Below are 19,791 nucleotides of genomic sequence, written 5' to 3' on the forward strand. Positions count from 1 at the left end.
CGGGGCCGGGAAAGCCGGGCGGGGCCGGGAAAGCCGGGCGGGCCCGGGAAAGCCGAGCGGGCGGGAAGGCCGGGCGAGCCAGGAAGGCCGGGCGGGATCGGGAAGGCCGGGCGGGCCTGGGAAAGCCTGGCGAGCCGCGAAAGCTGGGCGGGGCCGGGAAGGCCGAGCGGGGCCGGGAAGGCCGAGCGGGCCCGGGAAGGCCGAGCGGGATCGGGAAGTCCGAGCAGGGCCGCGCAAGCCGAGCAGGCCCGGGACAGCCGAGCAGGGCCGCGCAAGCGGAGCGGGGCCGCGCAAGCGGAGCGGGACCGGGAATGCCGAGAGGGGGTACGGCGAGCGCCGTACCCCCTCTCCGGGTTCACCCCGGGTGCTACAGGCCGTAGCGCTCCCGGGCCTCCTTCACCGCCGACGCCTTGACCTCGCCGCGGCGGGCGAGCTGCGCCAGCGCGGCGACGACGATCGACTGCGCGTCCACGCCGAAGTGGCGGCGGGCCGCGTCACGGGTGTCGGACAGGCCGAAGCCGTCGGCACCGAGCGAGGACCAGTCCTGCTCGACCCACTGCGCGATCTGGTCCGGGACCTGGCGCATGTAGTCGGAGACCGCGAGCACCGGACCCTCGGCGCCCTGGAGCGCCCGACGGACGAACGGCACCCGCTCCTCGCCGCGCAGCAGGGCCGCGTCGGCCTCCAGCGCGTCACGGCGCAGCTCGGTCCAGGAGGTCGCGGACCACACGTCGGCGGCCACGCCCCACTCCTCGGCGAGCAGCTTCTGGGCCGCGAGGGTCCAGTGGATCGCCGTGCCGGAACCGATCAGCTGGATGCGCGGGGCGTTCGCCGCGGCCACGTTCAGACCGGCCGACTCCGCCGTGTTGAAGCGGTACAGGCCCTTGACGATGCCCTCGTCGACGCCGGCCGGCTTGGCGGGCTGCGGCATCGGCTCGTTGTACACGGTCAGGTAGTAGAAGACGTCCTGGTCCTCGCCCGGGGCCGCCTCGCCGTACATCCGGCGCAGACCGTCCTTGACGATCGCCGCGATCTCGTAGGCGAACGCCGGGTCGTACGACAGCGCGGCCGGGTTGGTCGCCGCGATGACGGGGGAGTGGCCGTCGGCGTGCTGGAGGCCCTCACCGGTCAGGGTCGTGCGGCCGGCCGTGGCGCCGACGAGGAAGCCGCGGCCGAGCTGGTCGCCGAGCTGCCACATCTGGTCGGCGGTGCGCTGCCACCCGAACATCGAGTAGAAGATGTAGAAGGGGATCATCGTCTCGCCGTGCGTGGAGTACGCGGTGGACGCGGCGATGAAGTCCGCCATGGAGCCGGCCTCGGTGATCCCCTCGTTGAGGATCTGGCCGTCCTTGGCCTCCTTGTAGTACATCAGCTGGTCGCGGTCGACCGGCTCGTACGTCTGGCCCTTGGGCGAGTAGATGCCGAGCGAGGGGAAGAGCGACTCCATACCGAAGGTACGGGCCTCGTCCGGGACGATCGGCACCCAGCGGCGGCCGGTCTGCTTGTCGCGGACCAGGTCCTTGACCAGACGGACGAACGCCATGGTCGTCGCCACGTTCTGCGTGCCGGAGCCCTTGTCGAAGGACGCGAACGTCTTGTCGGCGGCGGCCGGCAGCGGGGCCAGGGCGTGCGTGCGGCGGGCCGGGGCCGGGCCGCCGAGGGCCGCGCGGCGCTCCTGGAGGTAGCGGACCTCGGGGGAGTCGGCGCCCGGGTGGCCGTAGGGCACCACGCCGTCGACGAACTGGCTGTCCGAGATGGGCAGTTCGAGCAGATCACGCATCTGCTTGAACTCGTCCGTGGACAGCTTCTTCATCTGGTGGTTGGCGTTCTTCGACGCGAAGCCCGGACCGAGGGTGTGGCCCTTGACCGTCTGGGCCAGGATCACCGTCGGCGCGCCCTTGTGGGCGAGGGCGGCGCGGTAGGCCGCGTACACCTTGCGCGACTCGTGACCGCCGCGCGAGAGATGGAAGCACTCGAGGATCTTGTCGTCGCTCAGCAGCTTCGCCATCTCGGCGAGCGCCGGGTCGGCGCCGAAGAAGTCCTGGCGGATGTAGGCGGCGTCGCGGGTCTGGTACGTCTGGACCTGCGCGTCGGGCACCTGGCGCAGACGGCGGACGAGCGCGCCCGTGGTGTCGAGCTGGAACAGCTCGTCCCAGGCCGAGCCCCACAGCGACTTCACGACGTTCCAGCCGGCGCCGCGGAACTGGGCCTCCAGCTCCTGCACGATCTTGAAGTTCGCGCGGACCGGGCCGTCGAGGCGCTGCAGGTTGCAGTTGATGACGAAGGTCAGGTTGTCCAGACCCTCGCGGGAGGCCAGGGCGAGTGCCGCGGTCGACTCGGGCTCGTCCATCTCGCCGTCACCGAGGAACGCCCACACGTGGGACGCGGAGACGTCCTTGATGCCGCGGTTGGTGAGGTAGCGGTTGAAGCGGGCCTGGTAGATCGCCGACAGCGGGCCGAGGCCCATGGAGACGGTCGGGAACTCCCACAGCCAGGGCAGCCGGCGCGGGTGCGGGTACGACGGGAGGCCGTTGCCGCCCGACTCCTGGCGGAAGTTGTCCAGGTGCTGCTCGGTCAGCCGGCCGTCGAGGAAGGCGCGGGCGTAGATGCCGGGGGAGGCGTGGCCCTGGATGTAGAGCTGGTCGCCGGACCCGTCACCCTCCTTGCCCTTGAAGAAGTGGTTGAAGCCGGTCTCGTAGAGCCAGGCGGCGGAGGCGAAGGTGGCGATGTGGCCGCCGACGCCGTGCTTCGCGCCCCGGGTCACCATGGCGGCCGCGTTCCAGCGGTTCCACGCGGTGATCCGGGCCTCCATCGCCTCGTCGCCGTCCACGGTGGGCTCGGCGGCGGTGGGGATGGTGTTGACGTAGTCCGTCTCGAGCAGCTTGGGCAGCGCGAGACCGTTGCCCTCGGCGCGCTCCAGCGTGCGGCGCATCAGGTACGCGGCACGGTGCGGCCCGGCCGCCTGGGTGACGGCGTCCAGGGAGGCCTGCCACTCGGCGGTCTCCTCGGGGTCGCGGTCCGGGAGCTGGTCGAGCTCGCTCGGCTGGATTGCGGTGGGGTCGGTCATTGCGCCGCCTTCCGGATGCGGAGGGGGGTTCCCTCATCGGCAAGGGGTTTTCGGGAGGTGCCCTTGGTCTTTGGCAGGACAGGGCGGCGGGCTCTTGTTGGAGCCCGTCGAGGACTGTAACCCCCTGATCGATGATCGATCAAAGGATTCCGGGGTAAATCCTCTTCAGATCGCAAAGTCGGCACCGGGTGCCTTGAAGCAGGGCACCGGGTGCCGTGAAAATCGACGGTTTCCGCAGGTCGGAGCACGGTTGAGCATGGGTCCGCTCCCCTGCGCCGACCCCGTCGCCGACTCGCTCAAGGGCGCGGGGCGCAGCCGAGGACGTGGGCCTTCACGAGGTCGGCGATCAGCGGGTCGCGCCGCCGGAAGGCGTCCACGAGGGCCTCGTGCTCCTCCGCGTACGACTGCTGCACGGTCCCGAGCCAGCGGATGGACAGGGCCGTGAAGACCTCGATGCCCAGGCCCTCCCAGGTGTGCAGCAGCACGGAGTTCCCGGCCGCCCGCACCAGCTCGCGGTGGAAGCCGACGGTGTGCCGCACCTGGCCGGTGCCGTCGGCCAGCCGGTCGGCCTCGTACAGCGCCGCCACGTGCGGCTCCAGGGCCGAGCAGTCCTCCGCCAGCTTCCCCGCCGCCAGCTCCGCCGCGATGGCCTCCAGACCGGCGCGTACGGGGTAGCTCTCCTCCAGGTCGGCCGCCGTCAGGTTCCGCACCCGGACGCCCTTGTTCGGCGCCGACTCGATCAGCCGCAGCGACTCCAGCTCGCGCAGCGCCTCGCGCACCGGCGTCTGGGAGACCTCCAGCTCGGTGGCGATCCGGCGCTCCACGATCCGCTCGCCCGGCTTCCAGCGCCCGCTGACGATCCCCTCCACGATGTGCTCGCGGATCTGTTCGCGCAGCGAGTGGACGACGGGCGCGGTCATGAAGGCTCCTTTGGGAGGGGCGGCGACACCCCGGGGCGTTTGACCTTTAGACAATAAGGCCGGGGCTCTGTCGGCGTCGGGTGCATGGCGGCGCTTTCCCGCAGGTGAGACGAGACTTACACGCTGTCAGAGTGTTCCCGGCCGTACGGGCTCGTACCGGGTGAAGTCCGGATTCGTTCCGCCGATGTGATCGCCGGGGCCCCGGCGCGACGGAAGAACCGCGGCCGTGGGAACCCGGGGCCCGCACGAACACGGCACCCCCGCCCGGGAGTCCCGGGCGGGGGTGCCGTGTCGCTGTTTGGCGGGTGAGGCGGTGCGGGTTACAGGCCGAGCTCGACCTCGAACTCGCCCGCCTCCAGGATCGCCTTGACCGCGGTCAGGTAGCGGGCGGCGTCGGCGCCGTCCACCAGACGGTGGTCGTAGGAGAGGGTCAGGTACGTCATGTCGCGGACGCCGATCACGGTGCCCTCCTCCGTCTCGATGACGGCCGGACGCTTGACCGTGGCACCGATGCCGAGGATCGCGACCTGGTTCGGCGGCACGATGATCGTGTCGAAGAGCGCGCCGCGCGAGCCGGTGTTGGAGATGGTGAAGGTCGCGCCGGACAGCTCGTCCGGAGTGATCTTGTTCGCGCGGACCTTGCCCGCGAGGTCGGCGGTGGCCTTCGAGATGCCGGCGATGTTGAGGTCGCCCGCACCCTTGATGACCGGGGTCATCAGGCCCTTCTCCGAGTCCACCGCGATACCGATGTTCTCGGCGTCGAAGTAGGTGATCGTGCCGTCGGCCTCGTTGATCCGGGCGTTGATGACCGGGTGGGCCTTCAGCGCCTGGGCCGCCGCCTTCACGAAGAACGGCATCGGGGAGAGCTTGACGCCCTCACGGGCCGCGAAGGAGTCCTTCGCCTGCGCGCGGAGCTTCATCAGGCGGGTGATGTCGACCTCGACGACCGAGGACAGCTGCGCCTGCTCGTGCAGCGCCTTGACCATGTTGTCGCCGATGACCTTGCGGATGCGGGTCATCTTGACGGTCTGGCCGCGCAGCGGGGAGACCTCCAGGACGGGGGCCTTCTTCGCGGCGGCCGGGGCGGCAGCGGCGGCGGGCGCCTGGACCGCTGCGGCGGCCTTCGCGGCCTCGGCCGCGGCGACGACGTCCTGCTTGCGGATGCGGCCGCCGACGCCGGTGCCCTTGACGGCGGCCAGGTCGACGCCGTTCTCGGCGGCGAGCTTGCGCACCAGCGGGGTCACGTAGGCGCCGTCGTCACCGGCGGTCGCGGCGGGCGCCGGGGCCGGGGTGACGGGGGCGGGCGCGGCCACCGGCGCGGGGGCCGGGGCGGGGGCCGGGGCCTGTCTCTTATACACATCTGACGCTGCCGACGAAGAGGATAGTGTACGCGGGGATCTCGGTGTCGACCTTGTCCGTGGAGACCTCGAGCAGGGGCTCGTCCTCCGCGACCTCCTCGCCGACCTCCTTCAGCCAGCGGGTGACGGTGCCCTCGGTGACCGACTCGCCCAGGGCGGGCAGCACGACGTCGGTGCCGGAGGCGCCACCGGCCGGAGCGGCGGGGGGGGCGGCCGGGGCCGGGGCCGCGGGGGGCTCGGCGACCGGGGCGGGGGCGGCCGGAGCGGCGGCCGGGGCCGGAGCCTCGGCGGCGGCGGGAGCCGGGGCGGCGGCGGGCGCGCCCGTGCCGTCGTCGATGACGGCCAGCTCGGCGCCGACCTCGACGGTCTCGTCCTCGGCGACCTTGATGGACGCCAGGATGCCGGCGGCGGGGGAGGGGATCTCGGTGTCGACCTTGTCCGTCGACACCTCCAGCAGCGGCTCGTCGGCCTCGACGCGCTCGCCCTCGGCCTTCAGCCAGCGGGTGACAGTGCCCTCGGTGACGCTCTCACCGAGTGCCGGAAGGGTTACGGAAACCGGCATGGTTTCTGTTGCTCCTTATTGGGTCTCCCCTGCCCGACCGGGGTCGAGGGCTCGGGGAAGTGCGGAAGTCTGTGGTCGTCGTCGAGCCCTGCTCGACGCGGTGACTGGGACGGCCGGTGGCCGGGGAACGCCCCGGCCGGACCGGATCAGTCGTGCGCGTGCAGCGGCTTGCCCGCGAGGGCGAGGTGGGCCTCGCCGAGCGCCTCGTTCTGCGTCGGGTGGGCGTGGATGAGCTGGGCGACCTCGGCCGGCAGCGCTTCCCAGTTGTAGATCAGCTGGGCCTCGCCGACCTGCTCGCCCATGCGGTCGCCGACCATGTGGACGCCGACCACGGCACCGTCCTTCACCTGGACGAGCTTGATCTCGCCCGAGGTGTTGAGGATCTTGCTCTTGCCGTTGCCCGCGAGGCTGTACTTCAGGGCGACGACCTTGTCCGCGCCGTAGATCTCCTTGGCCTTGGCCTCGGTGATGCCCACGGAGGCGACCTCGGGGTGGCAGTACGTGACGCGCGGGACACCGTCGTAGTCGATCGGGACGGTCTTCAGACCGGCCAGCCGCTCCGCGACCAGCATGCCCTCGGCGAAGCCGACGTGCGCGAGCTGGAGCGTCGGGACGAGGTCGCCGACGGCGGAGATGGTCGGCACGTTCGTGCGCATGTACTCGTCGACCAGGACGTAGCCGCGGTCCATCGCGACGCCCTGCTCCTCGTAGCCGAGACCGGCCGAGACCGGGCCGCGGCCGACGGCGACGAGCAGGACCTCGGCCTCGAACTCCTTGCCGTCGGCGAGGGTGACCTTGACACCGTTCTGGGTGTACTCGGCCTTCGAGAAGAAGGTGCCCAGGTTGAACTTGATGCCGCGCTTGCGGAACGCGCGCTCAAGAAGCTTGGAGGAGTTCTCGTCCTCGACCGGGACCAGGTGCTTGAGACCCTCGATGACGGTCACCTCGGCACCGAAGGACTTCCACGCCGAGGCGAACTCGACGCCGATGACGCCGCCGCCCAGGATGATCGCGGACTGCGGAACGCGGTCCAGGACGAGCGCGTGGTCCGAGGAGATGATGCGGTTGCCGTCGATCTCCAGGCCCGGCAGCGACTTCGGCACGGAGCCGGTCGCGAGGAGCACGTGGCGGCCCTGGATGCGCTGGCCGTTCACATCGACGGAGGTCGGGGAGGACAGACGGCCCTCACCCTCGATGTACGTCACCTTGCGGGACGCGATGAGACCCTGCAGACCCTTGTACAGACCGGAGATGACCCCGTCCTTGTACTTGTGGACCGCGGGTACGTCGATGCCCTCGAAGGTGGCCTTGACGCCGAACTGCGCGCTCTCGCGGGCCTGGTCGGCGACCTCGCCCGCGTGCAGCAGGGCCTTCGTGGGGATGCACCCGCGGTGCAGGCAGGTACCGCCGACCTTGTCCTTCTCGATCAGGGCGACGTCCAGGCCCAGCTGCGCTCCGCGCAGCGCCGCGGCGTAACCGCCGCTACCGCCGCCGAGGATCACTAGGTCGAAAACGGTGCTGGCGTCGTTCGCCACGTCACGTCCTCCATGCATGTGCGCCGTTACGCCGGGCACCTTTGTCCCTTACGGGTGGTTGACCGGTCGGTCGGCTGGTGTCCGGCCGCTCTTTCTACGGCCCTGTGGTGGGGGCCCTGTCCTGCCGAGAACCCATCTTCGCACTTGTCGAGGGCGAGCGAGACGCCGGGCCGGTGTGTGGGGCGTCTGATCCATCACGTCGACGGGGTGCGGAACCGGGTGAACCTGCGGATTTCGTCGAGGGCGAAACCTCCGTTCGGCCATACGAGCGGCCCCGGGCGCCTGGACGCCCGGGGCCGTACGGCGTACGGGGACTCAGCCCAGGTCGCCGGCCGCCGTCAGCTCGGCGAGACGGACCAGGGTGCGGACCGCGGAACCGGTGCCGCCCTTGGGGGTGTAGCCGAACGGGCCGGCCTCGTTGAACGCGGGGCCCGCGATGTCCAGGTGCGCCCAGGTGATGCCCTCGCCCACGAACTCGCGCAGGAACAGGCCGGCTACCAGGCCGCCGCCCATGCGCTCGCCCATGTTGGCGATGTCGGCGGTGGGGGAGTCCATGCCCTTGCGCAGGTGCTCGGGCAGCGGCATCGGCCAGGACTCCTCGCCGACCTCCTCGGCGGCCTCGACGATCGCGGCACGGAACGCGTCGTCGTTGGCCATCACGCCGAAGGTGCGGTTGCCCAGCGCCAGCACCATCGCGCCGGTCAGGGTCGCCACGTCGACGATCGCGTCCGGCTTCTCCTCGGACGCCTTCCACAGCGCGTCCGCCAGGACCAGCCGGCCCTCGGCGTCGGTGTTCAGCACCTCGACGGTCTTGCCGCTGTACATGCGCAGCACGTCACCCGGACGGGTGGCGGAGCCGGACGGCATGTTCTCGGCGAGCGCGAGCCAGCCGGTGACGTTGACGTCGAGGCCCAGGCGTGCGGCGGTGACCACGGCGGCGAAGACCGCGGCGGCGCCGGCCATGTCGCACTTCATCGTCTCGTTGTGGCCGGCGGGCTTGAGCGAGATGCCGCCCGAGTCGTAGGTGATGCCCTTGCCGACGAAGGCGAGGTGCTTCTTGGCCTTCGAGGAGGTGTACGACAGCTTCACCAGACGGGGACCGGCGGCCGAGCCGGCGCCGACGCCGAGGATGCCGCCGTAGCCGCCCTTGACGAGCGCCTTCTCGTCGAGCACCTGCACCTTGATGCCGTGCTCCTTGCCGGCCGCGGTGGCGACGGCGGCGAAGGACTCCGGGTTGAGGTCGTTCGGCGGGGTGTTGACGAGGTCGCGGGCGCGGTTGAGCTCCTCGGTCAGGGCGGTGGCGCGCGCGAGGGCCGCCTTGTAGGCCGCGTCGCGGGGCTTGCCGCCGAGGACGGCCACCTCGCCGAGGGGGCCCTTGCGGTCCTTGGCGGACTCGCTGCGGCCCGCCTCCTTGTAGGCGTCGAAGCCGTACGCGCCCAGGCGGGCGCCCTCGGCGACGGCACCGGCGTCGGCGGCGTCGGCGACCGGCAGCGCGAACGCGGCCTTCTTGGCGCCGGAGAGCGCGCGGGCGGCGACACCGGCGGCGCGGCGCAGGACCTCGGCGTCGTAGCCGGCCTCGTCCTCGGGGACCGCTCCCAGGCCGACGGCCACCACGACGGGGGCCTTGAATCCGGACGGCGCGGGCAGCTTGGTCACCTCGCCCTCGGAGCCGGAGGCCCCGAGGGTCTCCAGGATTCCGGCGAGCCCGCCGTCGTACGCGTTGTCAACGGCCTCGGCGCCCGGTGCGACGACCGGGCCCTTGGGGCCCTTCGCGACACCGACGACGATCGCGTCGGCCCGCAGACCGGACGCTGCGGCGGTGCTGAGAGTGAGAGCAGTCACGGTGGTGAGATCTCCGCTTCCATTGAAAGTTCGTGTGGCCGAGAGGGGGTGGGTCGACCGGGCCCGACGGCTGACCCTAGATCCGTCCTCGGGGGCGGTCCTTGCCGGGGCCCCTCGACAGGGCGGGCGAGTACCCGGGACGAGCCTACGCTCGGGGCCGGGTTTCGCTCATTCCTGCGGACGTTCACCCACAGGTGGCGGCGTCCCGGATTCCCGCCCCTCACTCCCGGTGACCTGAGACACACTCATCGTGTTCAGTGGACACGCCGTCCACTGCTTTGCACGATTTCCACAGATTCCCCGTGGTTTCCACTCATGGGGGATGCTCGAGGGGGAGAAAGCTACATATGGCACAGAGTCTGCAATGGTGGAGAGGGACGGCTGCCGTCCTGGGGGCCGCCGGACTCCTGGCGCTGGGCATGGGGGCACCCGGCGCGGCCGCGGCGCCCACGCCGCGGATCGATCTGAAGGTCCTGGTCGTGGACAACGGCGCCGGCCAGGTCGGAGCCATCACCGCGGAACTGAAGAACTCCGGTGTCCCGTACACCACGGTCAACCTGGGCGACGCGAACCGCCCGACCATCAACGCCACGTTCCTGAGCGACACCGTGAACGGCGTCCCGCGCGCCAAGTACCAGGGTGTCGTCCTGCCGAACGAGGCACCGTTCGGCTCGGGTTCCGCCGAACAGAGCGCCCTGGAGGCCTACGAGAAGACGTTCGGCATCCCGCAGGTCGACGCCTACACCTGGGCCCACCCCGAGGTCGGTCTCGACTACACCGACCAGAACGGCGGCTGGTCCGGTGTGCTGGACGGCCAGACCACCCAGATCACCGCGGCGGGCACGGCCGGCCCGTTCCGCTACCTCGACGGACCGCTGACCTTCGAGGACAACGACCCGGCCGTCCAGGAGACCTACGGCTACGCGGCCCACCCGAGGGACGGGTTCACCAGCTACCTGAACGCGCCCAGCGGCGGTTCCATGCTCGGCCAGTACGAGCACGACGGGCGCCGCGAACTCGTGGTGACCTTCGCCTACAACCAGTACCAGAAGCAGTTCAAGGTGCTGGCGCGCGGCATCGTCGAATGGCTCACCCAGGGCGTCCACCTCGGGCAGGCCAGGAACTACTTCTCGGTCCACGTCGACGACGTCTTCGCGCCCGACGCCCGCTGGGACTCCGAGCGCAACTGCACCCCCGGCGACATCGACTGCGTCGGCGGCAACGGCGAGGACACCACCACGCCGATCCGCATGACCGCGGCCGACGCCGCCTACGCCGCCCAGTGGGAGGCCGACCACGGCTTCACGCTGGACATGGTCTTCAACGCCGGCGCGGGCGAGGAGTGGAAGTCCGAGAACGGCGGCACCGACGCCCTCACGGACCAGCTGCTCGCCGACAAGGCCAAGTTCCGCTGGATGAACCACACCTACACGCACCCGTTCCTCGGCTGCGTCCAGGACACCACGACCGTCCCCTGGACCTGCTCGAAGAACGCCGACGGCTCCACCCAGTGGGTGAGCCGGTCCGACATCTCCGCGCAGATCTCGGACAACAACAACTGGGCGGCCTCGCATGGACTGGCCACCGACCGCACCGAGCTGGTGACCGGCGAGCACTCGGGCCTGAAGACGCTGCCCCAGCAGCCCGTCGACAACCCGAACCTCGCCCGCGCCATGGCCGCCAACGGCGTCAAGTGGACCGGGTCCGACAACTCCCGCGAGCCCGAGCAGCGTTCGGTCGGCAACGGCGTGATGACCGTCCCGCGCTACCCGATGAACATCTACTACAACACCGGCACGCCCCAGGAGATGGCCGACGAGTACAACTACATCTACACCTCCAAGGCCGACGGCGGCAGCGGCGTCTGCGAGAACAACGCGACGTCCACCTGTCTGCCGGCGCCGCTGAACACGGCCACCGGCTACGCCGACTACATCGTCCCGGCCGAGGCGCGCACCGCCCTCGGGCACGCGATCGGCAACGACCCGCGCCCGCACTACGTCCACCAGTCCAACCTGGCCGAGGGCCGCATCCTGTACCCGGTCCTGGACAAGGTGCTCGCCGACTACAAGGCGATCTACGCGGACAACACCCCGCTGCAGAACCCCCGTCAGAGCGCCATCGGCACGGAGCTCCAGCGCCGCGCCGACTGGCAGACGGCCCTGGCGAGCGGCAAGGTCACGGCCTACCGCATCGGCAACCAGGTCACCGTCACCGCCCCGTCCGGGACGCAGATCCCGGTGACCGTGCCCGAGGGAACCAAGAAGCAACTCCTGGTCGGCACGACCGCGTTCGGGACGGCCTACGCCGGAGCGCGCAACGACTGGACCAAGCCGGAGCTCCTCCAGTCCGCGGTCAAGCTGAACCTGCCCGCGTAGGCGCGGCGGCACAGCGGCTCGCGACGCGCACCCCGGCCCGACCGGCCGGGGTGCGTTCGTGAGCCGTGCGACGGGGAGCCGGGGGGCTCCCCGCAGGAAACAGTCCCAGGGGGGAACCACACATGATGCGCACCGGCCGTCATGTCACCATGCTCACCGAAGGCACCTACCCACATGTCCACGGCGGGGTCAGCACCTGGTGCGACCAGCTGGTCAAGGGCATGCCGGAGGTCGACTTCCACATCGTCTCGCTCACCGGCAGCGGCCGCGAACCCGTGGCCTGGGAACTGCCGCCCAACGTCTACCGGCACACCCGCGTACCGACCTGGGGACCGCGCCCCGGCCGGGCGCGCCCGCCGATCGGCCGCGCCCAGCGCCGCTTCGCCGAGATCTACGAACGCTTCCTGCTCTCCTTCCTCGACCCCGAGTCGCCCGAGGACTTCGGCGACGCCCTGTACGAACTGGCCGAACTCGCCCGGGACGGACGCCTGTCCGCCGCCCTGCGCGGCGAGGCGGCGCTGCGCTCGCTGATGTGGATCTGGACCATGCCGCATCTGCCGACCGCCGCCGCCCGGCCCACCGTGCACGACGCGCTCACCGCGACGGACCTACTGGAGCACGCGCTGCGCCCGCTGGGCGTGCGGATCCCCGAGGACTCGGTCGCCCACGCGGTCAGCAGCGGCCTCGCCACCCTGCCCGCCCTCGCCGCGCACCGCCTGGACGGGGTCCCGTTCCTGCTCACCGAGCACGGCATCTATCTGCGCGAGCGCTACCTCGGCTACCGCGGCGCCGGACAGCGCTGGCCCGTCAAGGCGTTCATGCTCGGCTTCTACCGCGAGCTGAACTCCCTCGGCTACCGCGCCGCCGACCTCATCACGCCGTGCAACCAGTACAACCGCCGCTGGGAGGAGCGCGGCGGCGCCGACGGGGACCGGATCCGCACGGTCTACAACGGCGTCGACCCGTACGCCTTCCCGCACGCGGGACCCGAACCCGCCGTGCCCACCCTCACCTGGTGCGGCCGCATCGACCCCATCAAGGACCTGGAGACGCTCCTGCGCGCCTACGCCCTGGTGCGCGCCGAACTTCCCGAGACCCGGCTCCGGTTGTTCGGCCCCGTGCCGCCCGGCGGGGAGGCCTACCGCACCCGCCTGGAGAAGCTCGCCGCCGAACTGGGCGTGACCGACGGACTGACCTTCGAGGGCCGGATCACCGAGGTGTGGCGCGCCTACGCGGCCGGCCACGTCGTCATGCTGTCCTCCATCTCGGAGGGCTTCCCGTTCTCGATCATCGAAGCCATGTCCTGCGGCCGCACGACGGTCTCCACCGACGTGGGCGGGGTCCGGGAGGCGGTCGGCGACACCGGCATCGTCGTCCCGCCGCGCGAGCCGGAGAAGATGGCCGCCGCCGCCCTCGCCCTGCTGCGGGACGAGGAACGCCGCCTGGACCTCGGCGAGTTGTCCCGGCAGCGGGTCATCGACCGTTTCACGCTGCGGCGTTCCGTCGACGCGTTCCGCACGGTCTACCAGGAACTGGCGGGCCGGCCCACGGTGTACGAACCCGCCGTGGAGACCGTCGAGGACTGGACCCTCGAACTGCGCGACCCCTGGTACCAGGCCGTCGCCACGGACGGGACCGGCTGGTGAGCGGCTCCCTGCGCACGCAGCCCGGCGCCCCCCGGTCCACCCGTCCCCTGGTCCCGGGCCAGCGCCGCGCGACCAGCTGGGCGAAGCCCGACCCGATCGACGAACTCGCCGCGGAACTGGGGGAGTCCGTGACCGCCGCCGTCCACCCCGACGAGGTGGCGGCGCTCCTCGAGTCCGACGGCCTCTCGGACGACCAGATCCGGGAACGGTACGGCGTCAGCGACTCCTTCGCCCTCGCCGAGGCGCTGTTCGCGCGGGTCGACCGGGGCTATCCCGAACCGGAGGGCCCGGCCCACGACCCCTGGCGGATCGGTCTGGTCGGCTGCCTCCTGCGGGGCGTCGTCTTCGCCCTCCCCGGCCTCGGCTACGTCCTCGCCGCCCCCCTCCTCGCCGGTCCGAGGGGCGCGTTCGGACTGCCCGCCGGGACCGTGCCGATGCTCGCCGGGGCGCTGTGCGGCTGGACCTGGAACCAGGGGCTCGCCCACCGCGCGTACTCCTGGATGGGGCTCGGCGACCGCACGGCCGCGCGCCGCGCGCTGCTCGTCGGGACCCCGGTCGGCGTCCTGCTCGGCACCCTGGTGGCCCTCGCGGCGGCGGGATCGGCCGGCCGGGGCGCCGTGGCCTTCGCCGCCGGGCAGTCCGCCTACCTGGGCGCGGCCACCGTCCTGCTGGTCATGGGCAGGGAGCGCGTCCTGCTCGCCGCCCTCGCGCCCATGACGGCGGGCGCGGCCGTGACCATGGTCAACCCGGTCCCCGATCCGGTGCGGGTGGCCCTGCTCCTGGGCTCCCTGGCGGCGGTCGCCCTGCTCGGACTGCTCGAAGTGGCCCCCGCCGTCCGCGACCTGGGGGAGGGGAGCTGGGGCGCGGGACTGCTGGCGCTGCTGCCGCGGGCGGCCGTCCCCGGCGGCGCCGAGCCGTCCGTCCGGGCCGGCGCGCCCCGGTCCGCCTCCGCCGGCAGGCCGGCCGCCGGGAAGCCGGGGACCGTCCCGGGCCGCCGCGGCGGGATCGCCGCACGGCTGCGCGCCCGCCGCTCCGTCCCGCGCCGGCACGCCGGAACCGTCGCCTACGCCCTGTTCGGGCTCGGCAGCGGTGTCCTCGTGCTGTACGCGGCGCTCGGAGACGTCCTGACGGGAGCCCGCGCGGCGGTCGCCGCACCGGCCGCCGTCGCCCTCACCCTCAGCATGGGCCCCGCCGAATGGCTGCTCTTCCGGTTCCGCAGCGGGAGCCTCGCCGGACTGCGCTCGACCACCTCGGCACGCAGCTTCCGGCGGGCCGCCGCACTCGCCCTCCTGAGATGCCTGAGCGGCTACCTCGCCGCGCTGCTGGTCCTCGGCCTGGGCGTCTCCTCCCTGTGGCCGCACGCGCCCGCGGCCGCGGACGGGGTCAGGCTCGGCGGACTGCTCCTGCTGGGCGTGGTCATGTGGACCGGACTGCTGCTCCAGTCCTTCGGCGCCGTCACCGGCACCGCCGCCGTGGTCTGCGCCGCGGCCCTCGTCCAGACCGCGGCCCTGGCCACGCACACCGGGGACGCGCACTGGGTGGGGCTGATCGTGCACGGCACCGCGGCGGGCGCCCAGACCGCGCTCGTCTGCGCCCGGCTCGGAAAGGTGACGGCACACCGGTGAAGTCGCTCCTCGTCCCGTACTACGAACACCCCGACGTCCGCCCCGCCGAGTGGGAGGCGCTCCTCGCCGCCGCGCCCCGGCTGTACGGCGTGGTGCTGAACCCCGCCAGCGGCCCGGGCGAGCGCCCCGACCCGGCGTTCGCGGCCGTCGCCGCACGGCTGCGCGCCGCGGGTGTCCAGGTCCTCGGCTACGTCGACACGGCCTACGGGCGCAGGCCGCTCGACGACGTCCGGCGCGAACTGGCCCGGCACCGCGACTGGTTCGCCGCCGACGGCGTCTTCCTGGACCAGGCGGCCGCGGGGGAGGGGGAGTTCGACCACTACCGGCGGCTGGCGAGGGAGGTCCGGGGCCTGGGCGGCGGCACCCTCGTCCTCAACCACGGCACGGCGCCGCATCCTTCGTACGCCCGGATCGCGGACGTCCTCGTCACCTTCGAGGGCACCTGGTCCACGTACCGCAGGAAGCCCCCGCCGCCGTGGACGGGCGACGGCGCGGTCCTGTGCCATCTCGTGCACGGGGCCCCGCCGGGAGCCGACGCCCGGGCGGAGGCCGGGGAACGGGGGGCCATGCTCTCCTGCACGGTCCCCGGCACGGGCGACCATCCCTGGGGCACCCTGCCCCACGGGCTGACGGGCTGACGGGCTGACGGGCTGACCGGCCGGCGTCCCGTGCGGGCGCCGGTCAGCCCAGCGAGAGGACCACGAGCGCGGTCGTCGCCGCCGTCTCCGCCAGACCGCCGAACACATCGCCGGTGACCCCGCCGAAGCGCCGGACGCAGTGCCGCAGCAGCAGTTCGGCGGCCAGGAGGGCGAGGCCCACGGCCGCCGCCGCGCGCACGACGTCGTACGTGCCGACGAGCGCGCCCGCGCCCGCCGCCAGACAGGTCACGGCCGCCGCGACCAGCAGCGCCCCGCGCGTCGGCACGGAGCCCGCGACCGCCGCGCCCAGACCTTCGGGCCGGGCCGCGGGCACGGTCGCGCGGGCGGCGAGCGTGAGGGCGAGGCGGGCCGCGGCGGCCGACACCACGGCCGTGAGGACACCCCGGCCCCACGAGATCTCGTAGGCATGGGCGAGTGCGGCCACCTGGGCGAGCAGGACGAACAGGAGGGTGATCACACCGAACGGGCCGATGTCCGACTGCTTCATGATCCGCAGCGCGTCCTCGGCGGGCTTCCCGCTGCCCAGCCCGTCCGCGGTGTCGGCGAGACCGTCGAGGTGCAGGCCCCGGGTGAGCGCGGCCGGCACGGCGGCGGTGGCGACGGCCGCGAGCAGCGGCCCCGAGCCCATGGCCAGCAGGGCCAGGCCCGCCAGGGCCGCGCCCGCCCCGGCCACGAGCCCGACCAGCGGGGCGCACAGCATGCCCCCGCGCGCCGCCTCCCGGTCCCAGCGGGTCACCCGCACGGGGAGCACGGTGAGGGTGCCGAAGGCGAAGCGGAGGCTGTCGGGCCCCGAGGCCCCGGACGCGGTCTTGGACATCGGCGCAGGCTACCCGGACGCCCGGAGGGCGGATACAGCGGTGCTGGATAAAGTTCACATATGGGTCATTGGTTGTATCGGAACATCGTCGAGCCCGGGAAGCTCCCCCTGTTCCTGGCGCTGGCCTCGTTCGTCGTGACCTTCGTGGTCACCCGCGTCATCGTGCGGCTGATCCGGGCCGGCAGAGGGCCCTTCGGCAACGTCAAGGCCGGGGACCTGCACATCCACCACGTCGTGCCCGGCGTCGTCCTCACGGTGATCGGCGGCTTCGGCGCGGTCGCCGGCAGCCGCTACGGATTCTGGCCCTGTGTGAGCGCCGTCGTCTTCGGCATCGGAACCGGCCTCGTGCTCGACGAGTTCGCGCTGATCCTGCACCTCGACGACGTCTACTGGACCGAGGACGGACGCAAGAGCGTCGAGGTCGTGGTGATCACGGCGGCCCTCCTCGGCCTGATGCTCAGCGGCTTCTCCCCGCTCGGCGTCAACGACGTCAGCGACCAGGAGGCGCAGGACCGCGCGAGCGCGATCGTGACCATCGTCCTGAACTTCCTCTTCGTGCTGCTCGCCCTGAGCAAGGGCAAGGCCCGCACGGCGGTGTTCGGGGTGATCGTCCCCTTCATCGCCCTCGTCGGCGCCGTCAGGCTGGCCAAGCCCGGCTCCCCGTGGGCCCGGCGCTTCTACCGGAACCGGCCGCGGGCCCGCGCCCGGTCCCGGCTGCGCGCCTACCACCACGACCGCCGCTGGGCGGTCCCCGCCCGCAGGCTTCAGGAGTGGATCGGCGGCAAACCCGACCCGGCGCCCGCCCGCTCCCTCTCCGACCGCCGGTGACGCACCGCGGACAGGAGGCACACCACCAGCACCGCCGCGATCGCCGCCAGATGCTCCTTGCCCGCCAGGTTGTCCTTGACGGCCACCTCGGCCACCATCGCCCCGATCACGATCCCCGCCGTCGCGTACGCCCGGTAGCGCCAGCCCAGGAACACGGCGAGGCCCACCACAGCCGCCGACGGGCCGGTGTCCACCACCAGTGCGTCCGCCCCGGGCAGCCCCAGCGGGCGGTGCGGGCCGAGCGCGATGCCGACCCGGGCGTAGAGCGTCCCGGCGAGCGTGGCGACGTACGCGAGGACGAGCGTGCGCCACCAGCCCAGACAGATCTCGGCGATCCCGAACACGATCAGGACCTGCGCGAGCGCCCCCCACACCGGCAGGTCCAGCGCCGGTACGAACAGGGAGAGCGGGGTGCGCAACAGCGCCAGCCACAGCGGGTCCTCGGCCCGCACGGCACCGGCGTCCTGCACCGGCCCGTAGCCCCAGGACTGGTTCTGGACGAACTGGAGGGCGGCCGTCAGGCACACCGCGCCGAGCGTCATCGGGACCGCCCGCCACCCCTTCACCCACAGCGCCCGGCGCACGGTGGCGTACAGCAGACCCCACTCGGCGCGGGCCCAGCGGGCGAGTGCGCTCATCCGGTCGTCCCCACGGCTCTCCTCACCTCGGCCCGAGGCGGGCTCATCTGTGTGACTCCAGGTGCTTGCGGTGCAGCCACTTCGGCAGCCCCGGCGCCTCCAGGAACCCCTCGGCGCGTGCCGAGGCGACCCCGATGCGCAGCAGGTCCGCGCTCTTCTCGAAGAGCAGGAACCGCGGCTCCCAGATGGGCCGGTACTTGGCGTTGGCCCGGTACAGCGACTCGATCTGCCACCAGCGGGAGCAGAAGCTGAGCAGCGACCGCCACAGCCGCAGCACCGGACCCGCGCCGAGACGCGCCCCCCGTTCGAAGACCGAACGGAACATGGCGAAGTTGAGCGAGACCTGGGTGATCCCGATCTCCTTGGAGCGCCGCAGGAGTTCGATCACCATGAACTCCATGAGCCCGTTCTCCGCGTCGCGGTCGCGCCGCATCAGATCGAGGGAGAGCCCGTTCGGCCCCCACGGCACGAAGGACAACACCGCCCTCAACTCGCCTTCGGCGTCCGTGCATTCGAGCATCACGCACTGCCCGTCCTCGGGGTCGCCGAGCCGGCCGAGCGCCATGCTGAAACCGCGCTCGGTGGCACCGTCGCGCCAGTCGTCCGCGCGCCGGAGCAGATACGCCATCTCGGCGGCCGGGATGTCCTCGTGCCGCCGGATGCGCACCCGGTACCCGGCCCGCATGACCCGGTTGTAGGCCTGCCGGACGGTGCGCATGGCCCGCCCGTCGAGGGTGAACTCGGCCGTCTCGACGAGGGCTTCGTCACCCAGCTCCAGGGCGTCGAGGCCGTGCCGGGAGTAGACGGTCCCCGCCTCCTCGCTCGCGCCCATCACCGCCGGGACCCAGCCGTGCTCCCGGGCCTCGGCGAGCCAGGGCTCGATCGCGCCGGGCCAGGCCTCCGGATCGCCGATCGGGTCGCCGCTCGCCAGGGAGACCCCGCCCACCACCCGGTACGCCACCGCCGCCTTGCCGGTGGGCGACCACACGACGCTCTTCTCCCGGCGCAGCGAGAAGTAGCCGAGCGAGTCCCGGTCGCCGTTGCGCTCCAGCAGCGCGCGCAGCTTCTTCTCGTCGTCCTCGGTGATCGGGTCGACGGCGCGCCGGGAGCGGAAGGCCGCGTAGAGCACGGCGAGGAGCAGGAGGGTGCTGAGCACGTTGATGCCGACGTCGACCCAGTTCGGGGTCGCGATGCCCGGATAGTGGGAGTCGTCGGCCGCGACCGAGACGAGCCGCAGGGTGCCGTAGCGCCAGCGGTCCAGGAACGTCGAACGGTGCGCGTCGTGCGCGTCGTTGGTGACCGTGACCAGCAGCGCGGCGAGCAGCGAGGTGACCAGCAGCCCGCCGGCGGCGACGGTGCCGGCGAGCTTCGGGTTCGAGCGGTCGCCCTTGGCGTAGAACTCCCGGCGGCCGGCGGCCAGGGAGACGACGAAGGCCGCGGTCAGCACCAGCGAGACCCAGTTCTGGGCGTACTGGCGGATCTCCGGGAACGCCATCGCGACCCCGAACAACAGCAGGAACAGCCCGCTGAGCACGGAGTTGAGGATCCACGCGGCCCGCTTGCGGCGCCCCATCGTGATGGCCAGGAACATGGTGAACACGCCGGAGGCGAAGCCCGCGGTCAGCAGATAGGGCGTGAAGTAGTTCTCGGTGTTGTGCCGCCGTACGTCCTGCCCGAGCGTCACCCAGGCGGCGCTCAGGAAGTTGATGAACGTGACCGCGCGCAGGTACCAGACAGCGAACGCGGCGGACCGCCGGGAGACGGCGCTGGACCGCCGCTCCCCGTCCCCCCGCCGGGCCGACGCCCGTTCCCGACCAACATCAACGGCAATCCGGGCATCTCCCATAAACCGTGATGATATGGGTCACAATGCCCACGATTGCCCCAGCCTGGCCGGGGAAAGTGTCAGCCTCTCA

General features: G+C 72.3%; 12 protein-coding genes. 5 read left to right on the forward strand and 7 right to left on the reverse strand.

Going from position 1 to position 19,791, the window contains the following annotated elements:
* Nucleotides 1–367 precede the first annotated feature (367 nt).
* The 4 genes from aceE to IO36_RS28750 form a co-directional block, all read right to left on the reverse strand.
* Complete coding sequence (gene aceE, locus IO36_RS28730) at nucleotides 368–3,067, reverse strand: pyruvate dehydrogenase (acetyl-transferring), homodimeric type (RefSeq protein ID WP_037623973.1); 2,700 nt, start codon at nucleotides 3,065–3,067, stop codon at nucleotides 368–370.
* Nucleotides 3,068–3,363: 296 nt separating this feature from the next.
* The gene (locus tag IO36_RS28735) at nucleotides 3,364–3,987 is read right to left on the reverse strand and encodes a GntR family transcriptional regulator (RefSeq protein WP_037623974.1); all 624 of its coding nucleotides are present in this window, start codon (nucleotides 3,985–3,987) and stop codon (nucleotides 3,364–3,366) included.
* 2,066 nt (nucleotides 3,988–6,053) lie between these two features.
* On the reverse strand, nucleotides 6,054–7,442 hold the full coding sequence (gene lpdA, locus IO36_RS28745; protein ID WP_037623975.1) for a dihydrolipoyl dehydrogenase: 1,389 nt from the start codon (nucleotides 7,440–7,442) through the stop codon (nucleotides 6,054–6,056).
* 315 nt (nucleotides 7,443–7,757) lie between these two features.
* Nucleotides 7,758–9,284 carry a leucyl aminopeptidase gene (locus tag IO36_RS28750; RefSeq protein ID WP_037623976.1) on the reverse strand — a complete coding sequence of 509 codons (1,527 nt, stop codon included), beginning with the start codon at nucleotides 9,282–9,284 and terminating at the stop codon, nucleotides 7,758–7,760.
* A 347-nt stretch (nucleotides 9,285–9,631) separates the two neighbouring features.
* On the opposite strand from IO36_RS28750, the gene IO36_RS28755 reads away from it, so the two are divergent.
* The 4 genes from IO36_RS28755 (at nucleotide 9,632) to IO36_RS28770 (ending at nucleotide 15,571) form a co-directional block, all read left to right on the forward strand.
* On the forward strand, nucleotides 9,632–11,662 hold the full coding sequence (locus tag IO36_RS28755) for a hypothetical protein (RefSeq protein ID WP_037623977.1): 2,031 nt from the start codon (nucleotides 9,632–9,634) through the stop codon (nucleotides 11,660–11,662).
* Between the two features lie 122 nt (nucleotides 11,663–11,784).
* The gene (gene pelF / locus IO36_RS28760; RefSeq protein ID WP_037623978.1) at nucleotides 11,785–13,308 is read left to right on the forward strand and encodes a GT4 family glycosyltransferase PelF; all 1,524 of its coding nucleotides are present in this window, start codon (nucleotides 11,785–11,787) and stop codon (nucleotides 13,306–13,308) included.
* Complete coding sequence (locus tag IO36_RS46230) at nucleotides 13,305–14,933, forward strand: hypothetical protein (protein ID WP_037623979.1); 1,629 nt, start codon at nucleotides 13,305–13,307, stop codon at nucleotides 14,931–14,933. The genes pelF and IO36_RS46230 overlap by 4 nt, the downstream gene beginning before the upstream one ends.
* Complete coding sequence (locus tag IO36_RS28770; RefSeq protein ID WP_037623980.1) at nucleotides 14,930–15,571, forward strand: spherulation-specific family 4 protein; 642 nt, start codon at nucleotides 14,930–14,932, stop codon at nucleotides 15,569–15,571. Before IO36_RS46230 ends, IO36_RS28770 begins: the two co-directional genes overlap by 4 nt.
* 43 nt (nucleotides 15,572–15,614) lie before the next feature.
* Here IO36_RS28770 and IO36_RS28775 read toward each other — a convergent pair whose 3' ends face one another.
* Nucleotides 15,615–16,409 (reverse strand): adenosylcobinamide-GDP ribazoletransferase, encoded by a 795-nt coding sequence (locus IO36_RS28775; RefSeq protein WP_037623981.1) that lies wholly within the window; start codon nucleotides 16,407–16,409, stop codon nucleotides 15,615–15,617.
* 60 nt (nucleotides 16,410–16,469) lie between these two features.
* Here IO36_RS28775 and IO36_RS28780 point away from each other — a divergent pair, with 60 nt between their 5' ends.
* Complete coding sequence (locus tag IO36_RS28780) at nucleotides 16,470–17,237, forward strand: hypothetical protein (RefSeq protein WP_037623983.1); 768 nt, start codon at nucleotides 16,470–16,472, stop codon at nucleotides 17,235–17,237.
* Here the strand turns inward: IO36_RS28780 and IO36_RS47755 are convergent.
* Together IO36_RS47755 and IO36_RS28790 are read right to left on the reverse strand one after the other, a co-directional pair.
* The gene (locus IO36_RS47755) at nucleotides 17,174–17,875 is read right to left on the reverse strand and encodes a hypothetical protein (protein WP_037623984.1); all 702 of its coding nucleotides are present in this window, start codon (nucleotides 17,873–17,875) and stop codon (nucleotides 17,174–17,176) included. The genes IO36_RS28780 and IO36_RS47755 overlap by 64 nt on opposite strands.
* Nucleotides 17,876–17,918: 43 nt before the next feature.
* Complete coding sequence (locus tag IO36_RS28790) at nucleotides 17,919–19,721, reverse strand: phosphatidylglycerol lysyltransferase domain-containing protein (RefSeq protein ID WP_078943493.1); 1,803 nt, start codon at nucleotides 19,719–19,721, stop codon at nucleotides 17,919–17,921.
* Nucleotides 19,722–19,791 lie beyond the last annotated feature (70 nt).

This window comes from Streptomyces aureus (genome assembly GCF_000725495.1).
Lineage (GTDB): Bacteria > Actinomycetota > Actinomycetes > Streptomycetales > Streptomycetaceae > Streptomyces > Streptomyces aureus_B.